Annotated in this window: 10 protein-coding genes; all 10 read left to right on the top strand. The window is 65.6% G+C overall.

Annotation, left to right across the window (positions count from 1 at the left end; translation table 11 throughout):
* The first annotated feature begins 704 nt into the window (after window positions 1-704).
* The 10 genes from ACOTSS_RS04635 to ACOTSS_RS04680 all read left to right on the top strand — a co-directional run bounded on the left by ACOTSS_RS04635 (window position 705) and on the right by ACOTSS_RS04680 (window position 10,803).
* Window positions 705-1,766 carry an ArdC family protein gene (locus tag ACOTSS_RS04635; protein ID WP_448690359.1) on the top strand — a complete coding sequence of 354 codons (1,062 nt, stop codon included), beginning with the start codon at window positions 705-707 and terminating at the stop codon, window positions 1,764-1,766.
* Window positions 1,763-2,206, top strand: coding sequence for a DUF2958 domain-containing protein (locus ACOTSS_RS04640; RefSeq protein ID WP_448690360.1), 444 nt, complete (start codon window positions 1,763-1,765; stop codon window positions 2,204-2,206). Before ACOTSS_RS04635 ends, ACOTSS_RS04640 begins: the two co-directional genes overlap by 4 nt.
* 87 nt (window positions 2,207-2,293) lie before the next feature.
* Window positions 2,294-4,120: a ParB/RepB/Spo0J family partition protein gene (locus ACOTSS_RS04645; RefSeq protein ID WP_448690361.1), complete on the top strand. Its 1,827-nt coding sequence runs from the start codon at window positions 2,294-2,296 to the stop codon at window positions 4,118-4,120.
* A gap of 581 nt (window positions 4,121-4,701) precedes the next feature.
* Window positions 4,702-4,887, top strand: a complete 186-nt coding sequence (locus tag ACOTSS_RS04650; protein ID WP_448690362.1) for a hypothetical protein — start codon at window positions 4,702-4,704, stop codon at window positions 4,885-4,887.
* A 303-nt stretch (window positions 4,888-5,190) separates the two neighbouring features.
* Entirely contained in the window at window positions 5,191-5,514 is a 324-nt protein-coding gene (locus ACOTSS_RS04655; RefSeq protein WP_448690363.1) for a DUF736 domain-containing protein, read from the top strand.
* A 362-nt stretch (window positions 5,515-5,876) separates the two neighbouring features.
* Window positions 5,877-6,236 (top strand): hypothetical protein, encoded by a 360-nt coding sequence (locus ACOTSS_RS04660; RefSeq protein WP_448690364.1) that lies wholly within the window; start codon window positions 5,877-5,879, stop codon window positions 6,234-6,236.
* A 358-nt stretch (window positions 6,237-6,594) separates the two neighbouring features.
* Window positions 6,595-8,559 carry a relaxase/mobilization nuclease RlxS gene (gene rlxS / locus ACOTSS_RS04665; protein WP_448690365.1) on the top strand — a complete coding sequence of 655 codons (1,965 nt, stop codon included), beginning with the start codon at window positions 6,595-6,597 and terminating at the stop codon, window positions 8,557-8,559.
* Window positions 8,560-8,663: 104 nt separating this feature from the next.
* Window positions 8,664-9,587, top strand: coding sequence for a nucleotidyltransferase and HEPN domain-containing protein (locus tag ACOTSS_RS04670; RefSeq protein ID WP_448690366.1), 924 nt, complete (start codon window positions 8,664-8,666; stop codon window positions 9,585-9,587).
* A 263-nt stretch (window positions 9,588-9,850) separates the two neighbouring features.
* Complete coding sequence (locus ACOTSS_RS04675) at window positions 9,851-10,300, top strand: hypothetical protein (protein ID WP_448690367.1); 450 nt, start codon at window positions 9,851-9,853, stop codon at window positions 10,298-10,300.
* Complete coding sequence (locus ACOTSS_RS04680) at window positions 10,297-10,803, top strand: sigma-70 family RNA polymerase sigma factor (protein WP_448690368.1); 507 nt, start codon at window positions 10,297-10,299, stop codon at window positions 10,801-10,803. The genes ACOTSS_RS04675 and ACOTSS_RS04680 overlap by 4 nt, the downstream gene beginning before the upstream one ends.
* Window positions 10,804-11,008 lie beyond the last annotated feature (205 nt).

Genomic DNA, 11,008 nt, shown 5'->3' on the forward strand with positions numbered 1-11,008 from the left:
CGGGTAAACAGCGCTGCCGCGCTGTTCCGGCCATGGCGGCGCCACGGCCGACCCGCCGCATCCGTGCGCACGCCGCTCCGCCTGCGGCTCGCCAAGGGCGCCATTATCGCTCCGGCCGGCGCGGCCGCCCTGACGGGCCGCCGCGCCGGCGATCATCGGGAGGCGCTTGCGCCGGGCTTTGCTTGATCCCGGCGTCGGCCGACCGGGTTCATTCCACCGGGTTCATTTCGATTCCCCGTCGTCTGTCATGTCCGACCGAGGGTGTGAAACGACAAAGGGGTCGGGCGACAGCATCGCTCTGATGACGCCGCGCGCCTGGCGGCGCGCGGCGGCGCTTTGTGAAGCGGCGCACCGGAACGGCGGTTCGGGCGGCGCAGGGCCATGGGGCCGCCCGGCGGTTCCGCAAACCGTCATTCTTCCGGCTCCTCCGCTTCGCTTCGGCCCTGCGGGTGCGGACCCGCCTCCGGGGGCGACCCCCTTGTCCTGATCTGCCGCCCGCCCCGCCGTCCGGGGCCGGCCGCGGCGGTTTTTGGTCAGGAGGACCCGCACCGATGGTTTATGATCCGCAAGCCTTGGCCGATGGCCGCGAGGCGCTTTCGAACAGCCCTGAGATGTCGGGGACAGCGGCATCGACACTGACGCCGACGTCGACACGAAAAACCGCATCGGGTGCGGTGCCGACACTGGCTCCAACGCCAATGCCGATGAATGCCGCTCAGGTCCGCAGGTCCAAAAGGCGCGGGCGTCGCGCGGCGGTCCGTAGCGAGCGAGACGCGGCGGCAACGCGCGCGTCGCTCTACGACGAGGTCACCGCGCGCATCGTCGGCGAGCTGGAAGCCGGGCGCGTCCCATGGGTTCAGCCATGGGATGCCGCCGCCTTCGCGCCGGGGCTGCCCCGCAACGCCGATAGCGGGCGCAGCTATTCGGGCATCAACATCCTGATCCTCTGGAGCGAGGCGGCGGCGCGCGGCTTTGCCGCGCAGCGCTGGCTGACGTTCCGTCAGGCGCTTGGCGCGGGCGGCGCGGTGCGCCGGGGCGAAAAGGGCACGACGATCTTTTATGCCGCGCGCTTCACGCCGAAAGGCGGCGGAGGAGACGGCGCGAGCGCGCCGCATGCACCGGGCGCAGCGCGCGCTGCGAGCAGCGGCGATATCGGCGGCGGCAGCGGCGGCGATGCGCGGGGAGGCGAGCGCGGGGTCCCGTTTCTCAAGCGCTTCACTGTCTTTAACGTCGATCAGTGCGAAGGACTGCCGCCGCGTTGCCTGCTGACCGACATGGCGCTCCCGCCGCGCGAAACAATGCCCATCGCCGAGGCGCTGATCGCGGCGAGCGGCGCCGATTTCCGCATCGGCGGCCATGAAGCCTATTATTCGCCCTCGCACGATTTTGTCGCGGTGCCGCCGCAACAGGCATTCCACAGCCAGATCGATTATTATCGCACCGCGCTGCACGAACTCGGCCACTGGACCGGGCATCCATCGCGGCTGGACCGCGACCAGTCGGGGGCCTTCGCGAGCGCCGCCTATGGCCGCGAGGAACTTTGCGCCGAGCTCGCGAGCGCCTTCCTCTGCGCCGCGCTCGGGATCAAACCGACGGTCCGCCACGCCGATTATATCGGCGCGTGGCTCGCGATCCTGCGCGCCGATACGCGCGCGATCTTCAAGGCCGCGAGCCTCGCGAGCAAGGCGGCGGACTATCTCATGACCTTTGCACCCGAAGCGGCGCGCGCCGCGCGCGGCGCGGATACGGCGGGGGAGGGGCAATGAACCTGCTTCCCCACAGCCTCGCCTTCGCGCTCCACGCGAACGGCCTTACGAGCCGCATCCACGCCGCGCGGGATGAGCGCTTCGACCCGTGGCCCGTCGTCAAATTCTTCAGCCCCGTGGGCGCGGCGACATGGATCGCCACCGAACTCGCCGAGGATGGCGACACGCTCTTCGGCCTCGCCGATCTCGGCTTCGGCTGCCCCGAACTTGGCTGCTTTTCGCTCGGCGAAATCAAAGCGGTGCGGCTTCCGTTCGGCCTCGCCATCGAGCGCGACCGCACCTTCGACCCGCTCGCGCCGCTCTCGGTCTGGACCGAGACCGCGCAGCGGCTCGGCTCGATCACGCGCGCCGAAGCGGCGCTCAGGCGCCGCAAGGCCGACCGGCTTCTGCCCGAACCCGACCCTCGCTCCGATCCGGGCGCGGAGGGGGAGGACAGCTGACGCGGCGGCGCGTTTTCGCCGTCATCTAAGCCGGTTCCGTCCCACTAGCCCCCGAGACGGAACCGGCGCTCACACGGAGCAACTATCATGAAACTCGATTTTATCGATCTCGACAAGCTGTCGATTGCGAAAACCAATATGCGCGGCAAGGGCAAGGACCCCGACGTCGCGGACATATTGCCGAGCATCCGCGCGCGCGGGGTGCTCGTGCCGCTGCTCGTGCGGCCGAACTGTTCCGCCGGTCATTTCGAGATCGTCGCCGGGCGCCGCCGCTTCACAGCCATGAATGCCGTTGCGCGCGAAGGCGGGGCGGTGAAGCCGCTGCCGTGCGCAATTCTCGACGACGCCGACGATGCCGCCGCCATCGAGGCATCGATGCTCGAAAATCTCGCGCGCGTGAAGCCCGACGAAGTCAGCCAGTGGGAGGCGTTCGGCGCGCTGGTCAAGGCGGGACGCAATGTCGAAGAAATCGCCGATATCTTCGGCTTCGAGGTGTCGGCGGTGAAGCGCATCCTTGCATTGGGGGCGCTGCTTCCGCGCATTCGCACTCTCTATCGCGGCGGCGAGATCGACGCCGCGACGGTGCGCCATCTGACCCTTGCCTCGAAGAGCCAGCAGACCGCTTGGCTCGCGTTGCACGACGACAAGGACGCCTATTGTCCGACCGGTCATCAATTGAAAGCATGGCTTTTCGGCGGCAGTGCGATTGCGGTGCAGCATGCGCTGTTCGACGCCGAGGCGAGCGGCGCCGCCATCGTCGCCGACCTGTTCGGCGAGGAGCGTTTCTTCGCCGACAGCGATGTCTTCTGGACCGCGCAAATGGCCGAGATCGAGGCGCGCAAGATCGCCTATATCGACGCGGGTTGGAGCGATGTCGCCATACTTGCGCGCGGCGAATGGTTCCGCTCGTGGGATCATGCCCATGCCTCGAAACGCAAGGGCGGGCGTGTCTATGTCGAGGTCCGCGACAGCGGCGAAGTGACCTTTCACGAAGGCTTCGTCACGGTGAAGGAAGCCGCGCGCGGCGCCAGCGCGAGCGGGTCTGGCGACAGCGTCAAAGCGGCCCGGCCAGAGGTCACATCGGCGATGAACGCCTATATCGACCTCCATCGCCACGCCGCCGTTCGCGCCGACCTCGCGCGCCATGGCGGGGTCGCGCTGCGGGCGATGGTCGCGCATGTCATCGCGGGCACGGATCATTACCGCGTCGATGTCGAGAGCCAGCGCGCGCCGAAGGAGGATATCGCCGAGAGCGTCGAAAGCTCTGCCGCCGAGGCCGCCTTCGATGCGCAGCGGCGCGCGGTGCTTGGCGTCCTCGGCTTCGATCCCGAGGCGCCGACGGTCACCGGGTCGGGCTATGATCGGCCGGTCTTCGCCAGCGTATTCGCGCGTCTGCTCGAACTTCCCGATCCCGTGGTGATCGAGGTCGTCGCGATCGTCATGGGCGAAACATTGCAGGCGGGAAGCCTCGCGGTCGAGGCGATCGGGCTCCATCTCGGCACCGATATGCGCAGGCACTGGCACGCCGACGCGGCCTTCTTCGATCAGCTTCGCGACCGCGAGGTGCTGCTCGCCATCGTCGGCGAAGTCGCGGGCGCCGAGGTCGCGAATGCGAACGAAAAGGAGAAGGCGAAGGCGCTGAAAGCGATCATCGCCGATCATCTGGACGGCACCAACGGGCGCGCGCAGGTCGCGCCGTGGGTCCCCGGATGGATGAACTTTCCGCCTGCGGCATATACGCCGCGCGGCGGTGTTGGCAGTGTCCGCGCGCATGCGCGCTGGGGCGCCGATCTCGAAGCGATGATCGAGGCCGAAATGGCCTATGGTGGTCCCGCCGGTCTGGACATGGATGCCGATGGCGATGCCGGGAACTGCAGCCAGGCCGAAGCCGAGGCCCCGCCGCTCGCGGCTTGAGGAAAGGGCGGGCGGCTCGCCGCCCGCCCTTTTTTCCGCCGCATTCGATCCCGAACGGCCATCGCGCCGTCCCTCGCCGCGCTGCGGCTCGGATCGGCGCGATGGCCTTTTTCGTTGCGCGCGCCTCGGCCGTGAGCGGCCTCGGCGCGCGAAATTGCAGAAGGAAAGAAGCGGCGTGCGGATCGCTCCGCACGCCGCCAAACGATGACCTCGGTCATCGCCCCCACTGATACCGGGAGCCGCGGGTCGCTACGGGCCTCCGGTCGGTAGAAGATGTCGCCGGGCGCGTCCTGCCGCGCAGCGCGCGATTCGCATTGGACGAACGCGCCAAAAACGACGCGCGACCTTGTCGCGATTGTCTCTATGACACTGGTGAACCGGCGGACGGGTGCGGCGTACGCCGGTGATGCCGGAAATATGGGGCGGTGCGGTTTTCCCCCTCCCACCGCCCCGACGACATGCGCATCGATGATGCATCGCCCCCAAGCTGCCGAAATCATGGACCGCGGGTCGCTAACGGCCCCGACTCCGGTGGCTGGTGCGCCGTTCTAGCGCGCTTTCCCGAAAGGGCGAAGCGGCAAGTGGCCGCGCCCGCGATGTGCGTCATCGTGCGACAGTCTTCCTTGCCTTCCTTACCGGCGGCCACCGGTCGCGCGATGGGCACCGTCGACGATATTGTTCCGGTCGTGATGCCCGAAATCGCTCCCATGATGCGCGTGATCCGGGACGACGCGGCGGCGCGGAGGCGCCGCCCCGGCAAACGCTGATCGATCGGCGCTGCCGTTCGCATAGCCGCTACCCCGTCTTTTTCCTCTTGTCTCCACAGGCCCATCACCCCGCGCCGGGCGAGCGACCTGGACCGGCGCGGCGCCGCGCGAAACCATCGGCGGGCGATTATTTCCCCGCGCGTGTGCCACGCGCTCCTCGCGGCCGCGTCGCTTCAAATAATCGTCCGCCTCAAGTCCTCCGCTTCGCTGCGGCCCTTCGGGTTCGCGCGGCGCCATCGCGCCGTTCTTCGGTCCGCCCATGCCGCGGGGATGGTCCCTGCGGCGGTTTCGAGGAGACGAAAAATGGCAGCTATCGGCTATGTGAACGGCAGCATCGACAAGGGTTTTGTCGGGCAGCTCAAGACGCTGACGATCCGTGCGGGCATCGAGGTCCGGACGAACCGCAGCAAGGCCGGCGAGACCCAGCCCGACTACCGGGTCTATTCGGACGGCGTCGAGATCGGCGCGGGCTGGCTTCGCGTGGGGCAGGTCTCGGGCGAACAATATGTGTCGCTGACGCTTGCCGCCCCCGAGTTCGGACCGCGCCGGCTCTATTGCAATCTCGGCCGCGCCGCGGGGCAGGACGACGACGACAGCTATGCGCTGATCTGGAATCCTGCCGACTGAACCGGCCCCGGACGCCCCCGTACCGGCGACGGTGCGGGGGCCTTTCGCCGCTCGTATTCCGCGAGAGTTTCGTCCGGATGATGCGGCGAAAGGCGCCGGTAACTGCGACCGGAAAGCGCCGTACCAGTGGCGTCGCGCGGCCGCGGGAGGGTGGAGGCTCGTCTCGGCAAGGCCAAGTATAACGGGCGGCGGCGCGGCTGTGCAAGGCCGGCGGTCCCCCCAATTTTCTTCGAAAATTGGCTCCCCCGCCGCCGCTTCGCGGCGCGCTGCGCTGCGCTCCGCGCGGCCCTGACAGCCGCGCCGCCGCCCGCCTTCGAAGGACTGTCCTCGATGAGGAGGGCGTTTCGCAAAGGAGAAGGATCATGTTTCAATCTTCGATCGATATGGGTGAAGCCCGGGTGTTCGAACGGCTCGTTGCCGGGCTCGAAATCGAGTTCGGAAGTGCGGCAGCAGAAGGCCTGGCGCGGCAGTTTATCGAGGCCGAGGGCGCCGACTTTTACTGGGAAGCGAGGGCGCGCGAACGCTGGCTCGGCAGCTACGATAGCCTCGATTGGGACGAGGAAGACGCGCTCGATCGCATCGCGGTGAGCGGAATATTGGACGGGCGGAACTATGTCGCGGTGTTGCTTGTCGACGCGCTCGGATCGGTCGATGCGCTGCTGGGCGTGCGGCATTTCGAGGATGGAAGTGCGGCCCTAGAAGCGTTCAGAACGACTGTCTGAAGGGCGCTGATCGCCCGCGAAAAGGAGCGGTGCCGACGAGGCGCTGCTCCTTTTTCTTTGCTCGTCTGCGGCGGAAGTGAGCTGTTGAGAGCGGGGGGCGGGGGACGGGACGAAGCGCCGGATCGAGAGGTGGGTGCTGATAGCAAGATAGAAGCAATATCTCGCGATATTGTAACTCACTGTCTGCACATCCTTTTTTCGGAGTTTTCGCGAGATACGAGTTATCGTCGCGAGACTCGCGGCGCGGATCGCGCGGATTTCCACGCCTCACGCGCCGAAAACGCGAGACTCCTTGTCAAATCCGGCGGAATTGCCATTCTTGTCGTGGGGAGCGTCGTTCCATCAGGAAGGACGCGATATGGACGAGGATGAATTCACCCCGCGGCTCGGGCGCATGCGCAGCCGCGGCAAGGAAGCCCGCTATATCGGCCTCGTGATCAAGGCGGCGCGGCGCGCGGGCAAAAGGACCGGTAGGCGTGGCCAGTTCGATGGCAGCCGGATCGGCCGCGGCGCGAGCGTTGCGCGGGTCCTGCGCGGGCAGGGCAGGCATACGGCGCTCCGGTCGCGCCGGGTCATCGTGAAATTTCGTCCGGTCACGCTCGCCGGCAAGGGGCTCGGCGGCGCCAAGGCGCATCTCTCCTATATCCAGCGCGACGGCGTGACGCGCGAAGGCCTGCCGGGCGAACTCTATTCCGCCGATCTCGATATCGCCGATGGCAAGTCGTTCCTCACCCGCTGCGGCCAGGATCGGCACCAGTTCCGGATGATCGTCGCGCCCGAGGATGGCGATCAATTTGGCGACCTCAAAACTTACGTCCGCCGACTCATGCGCGAGATGGAAAAAGATCTCGGGACGAAGCTCGACTGGGTCGCCGTCGACCATTTCAACACCGGCCATCCGCACAGCCATGTCATGCTGCGCGGCAAGAATGATCGCGGCGCCGATCTCGTCATCGCACGCGAATATATTTCGCATGGCGCCCGCGAGCGCGCGATGGCGATCGCGACGCTCGACTTGGGGCCGCGGACCGACCTCGAAATCGAACAGCGCCAGCGCGCCGATACGGAGGCTGAAAGGCTGACGCTGATCGACCGTCGGCTGGCCCGGGAAATGAACGCCCACGGTCTTGTTACGGCTCGGGACGCCGAGCCCTTCCAGCAGTCGCTCCGAACGGGCAGACTCCAGAAACTTGGCCGCATGGGACTTGCTACGCATCTCGGCGGCGAGAGCTGGCGTCTCGAACCGGGCCTGACCGATACGCTCCGGCGCATGGGCGAGCGCGGCGATATCATCCGCACGATGCAGCGCGAACTCAGCGCCAGAAATGTCGAGCGCGCGAGCACCGATCGCCTGATCTTCGATCCCGCGGCCGGGGAGGGGACACGGCTCGTCGGCCGCGTCATCATGCGCGGCCTCGCCGACGAACATGGCGACCGCCATTATCTGCTCATCGATGGCGTCGACGGCCGTGTCCATTATGCCGACATCGGTGCCGGCGATAAGACCGATCCGACGCCCGAAGGCGCGATCGTCAGCATCGCGCCGCGCGGCGGGACCGTGCGCGTCGCCGACCGGACGATCGTCGAGGTCGCCGCGGCGAACGAGGGACGATACTCGATCGATGCCCATCTGCGCCACGATCCCACGGCGCAGCAGGCGTTCGCCGAAACCCATGTTCGCCGGCTCGAGGCGATGCGCAAGATCATGCGCAGCGTCGAGCGCGAACCCGACGGAACATGGATCATATCGCCCGATCATCTTGCCAAGGTCGAGGCGTTCGAAAACCGTCAGCTGCGGAGCCGGCCGGTCGATGTCGAAATTCTATCCGCCGAGCCCATCGAAAAATTGCCCGCGATCGATGCGGCAACGTGGATCGATCGCGAGCTCGTGGCCGTGACCCCGACCCAGCTGCGCGATGCCGGGTTCGGGGGCGAGGTCAGAGCCGCGCAGGCGCTTCGCCGCCAGTGGCTGATCGCCCAGGAGTTGGCGGACGAGCAGGGCGGGCAAATTACCTATCGCCGCGGCATGTTCGCGGCGCTCCAGCGGCGCGAACTACTGCGCGTCGCCGGACAACTTTCGGATGAGCTCGGTAAGCCTTTCAGGGAAGCAAAGTCTGGCGATCGGATCGAGGGGCGTCTGGTGCGCTCCGTGGAGATGGCGAACGGGCGGCACGCGCTCGTCGAACGGTCGCGGGATTTTACATTGGTGCCGTGGCGGCCGGTGCTCGACCGGCAGGTTGGTAAGCCGGTAGCGGGCATCATGCGTGACGGCGGGATCAATTGGACGTTGGGGCGGCAGCGTAGCGGCCCGGCGATATCGTGACGACCACCGGCCTCCCATCTGTTCGCATACCAAGCTAATTCAATCGCATTCGCGCGGTCGTTAGCCCTTGCCAAACTGCGCGATATTCTCGAAGATTCATCACCATGCGCACCGATCTCGATCATCTTCCTGCGGCCAAGCAGCGCGAACTTGAACGCGTCGTCGAGATTATTTTCGACGAGTTCGGGCAGGCGATCGAGAATGCGAGGGGTCAACGCAAGGGTGCGCGCATTCTCAAGATCATCCTGTTCGGCAGTCACGCACGGGGAGATTGGGTCGATGCGCCGCTGTCGGCAAACCAGTATAAGTCCGACTACGATATCCTGATTATCGTCAGCCAGAAGGAGCTGACCGACCGCGCCGCCTATTGGGCGAAGGCCGAGGAAAGATTGATCCGTGCGTACACGATTGAGAAGACACTCCGGACACCGGTGAACTTCATCGTCCACAGCCTGCACGAAGTGAACGACGGGCTTTCGCACGGACGTGTATTTTTCATGGAGGTCGTGAAGGACGGCATAGCGATTTACCAAGCCGACGACACCGAGCTGGCACGGCCGAAGCCCAAGTCACCGCAGCAGGCGCTTGAAGCAGCTAGGGAGTATTTTGAGGAGTATTTACCTGCCGGCCTGCGGAAACACGATCTCGCGTTAGAGGCGCAACGCCGGGGCTACAGCAAAGACGCCGCTTTCTTGTTTCATCAGGCGACGGAAAGCCTCTATCAAGGCGTCCTTCTCACACTGACGTACTACACGCCGTACAATCACAATATCGCCTTTCTGCGATCCCTCGCCGAAGGCGTAGACCGCCGCCTCTTCGGTATCTGGCCGGAGGGGACGCATCGTGAGCGAGCCATGTTCCAGAAGTTGAAGGAAGCGTACACAAAGGCCCGTTATTCCAAGCACTACAAAATCAGTGAAGAGGAACTCACATGGCTCGGAGCGCGGACCGAGGAGCTTGGCCGCGTCGTGCATCAGGTCTGCACCGACACGATCGCAGAACTCGAAAAGGCGGTTGGCGCCGAATAGGCGCCGCTGCCGGACCGCTTGCCGGGAATCCGCATTTCTGGCATAGTTCCTTTCACGGGATGGAGTGACTGGCGGCCATCCTGAGGATAGTCCTGCCAGGCATCATGTAGGTCCGGCTGCGCGTCGGACGGTTGCTGAAAGCCGCTTCGTCGGCTCGCAGCGGACACCGCTTGCACATCCGCGCATGATTGCGCGGACCGCCGCGGTGCGAGCTGCAATTGCAAACCCCAAGTACGAACGACGTTTACGCGCGCGAAGTTGTTATGGCGCGCGTCGGCCACCTGATCCGCCGCAAGCAGCGCGAGATCGAGCGGATCACGCGCATTCTGCGCGCCTTCTTCGATCCCCAACAGGTACAGGCCCCTAAACCCGGCCGCATCAAACGGATCATCCTGATCGGCCCCTATGCGCGCCGATCCTGGTACGAAGACAAGCGCACGATCGACTTCTCGGACTACGAGTTCTGGGTCGTCGTCAATCATCCCCTGTTTGCCGACGAGCAATGCTGGCGACGCGCCCGCGATATTGTCCACCGGGAACTCGGGGATCGCTGCGCCGTCGATGTCGAGATATATTCGAAGTCCGACATCCGGATCGCGACGGCCGAGCGCGATACCTTCATCCTCGATCGGATCGAGGCCGGCATCACGCTTTACCGGGCCTCACGGGATGCGCCGCTAACCTCGCGCGGAGTCCGGGAGCCCTTATCATGATGGCCCCGGGTTCCACCGCCTCTTTTGAGGCTTTCTATCGGTCCCAGAACGGACCCTTGTTCCATTTCTTCAGGCGCCGGGCGGGCCGTGACGCGGCGGCCGACCTTGCGCAGGAAGTTTTCGCAAGGATGCTGTGTGCGGAAGTGTTCGATCGGCTGGAAAATCCTCGCGCCTACATGTTTAGCGCTGCCCGGAACCTGCTGATCGAGCGTTCGCGTCGGAAAGCGCGCAAAGAAACCCGGCTCTTCCCGCTGGATGACGGGCGCGATACTGAGGTTTGCCCGGAACAAGCCCATTCGATCGAGGCTGCCGACTTGCGGCGAACATTGCGTCGGACAATTCTGGCAATGCCGCAGAGGACACGTCGCATCTTCTTAATGCATCGGCTGCGAAGCCAAACGTATAGGGAGATCGCAAACGAGGTCGGCATCGGTGAGGAGGGCGTTGAATATCATATGATGCGTGCTCTTGCGCGTTGCCGCACGGCAGTCGGGTCTCAATGATAAGCGGATAATTGCCGGGTGCGGAATTTCTTTGTTCGAAGGTGGGCAGGGGAGGCGCTTCGGGTTTGCGCCCGATCTTCGCCATTCGGTGACGGCACCGCCACTCCCGAAAGCTGCCGAAGCCCAGGCGCCCGACACGTGAGCTCGCGTAGAAACGTCACTAACCGTACCATCAATCCAGTGGACGGCGGAAAAGTCTTCCGGG

Source organism: Sphingopyxis sp. NJF-3, from assembly GCF_053514865.1.

Coding starts and splice junctions, on each gene's coding strand:
- rlxS (WP_448690365.1), top strand. CDS start 6,595: ATGGACGAGGATGAATTCACCCCGCGGCTCGGGCGCATGCGCAGCCGC.
- ACOTSS_RS04660 (WP_448690364.1), top strand. CDS start 5,877: ATGTTTCAATCTTCGATCGATATGGGTGAAGCCCGGGTGTTCGAACGG.
- ACOTSS_RS04645 (WP_448690361.1), top strand. CDS start 2,294: ATGAAACTCGATTTTATCGATCTCGACAAGCTGTCGATTGCGAAAACC.
- ACOTSS_RS04655 (WP_448690363.1), top strand. CDS start 5,191: ATGGCAGCTATCGGCTATGTGAACGGCAGCATCGACAAGGGTTTTGTC.
- ACOTSS_RS04675 (WP_448690367.1), top strand. CDS start 9,851: ATGGCGCGCGTCGGCCACCTGATCCGCCGCAAGCAGCGCGAGATCGAG.
- ACOTSS_RS04635 (WP_448690359.1), top strand. CDS start 705: ATGAATGCCGCTCAGGTCCGCAGGTCCAAAAGGCGCGGGCGTCGCGCG.
- ACOTSS_RS04680 (WP_448690368.1), top strand. CDS start 10,297: ATGATGGCCCCGGGTTCCACCGCCTCTTTTGAGGCTTTCTATCGGTCC.
- ACOTSS_RS04640 (WP_448690360.1), top strand. CDS start 1,763: ATGAACCTGCTTCCCCACAGCCTCGCCTTCGCGCTCCACGCGAACGGC.
- ACOTSS_RS04670 (WP_448690366.1), top strand. CDS start 8,664: ATGCGCACCGATCTCGATCATCTTCCTGCGGCCAAGCAGCGCGAACTT.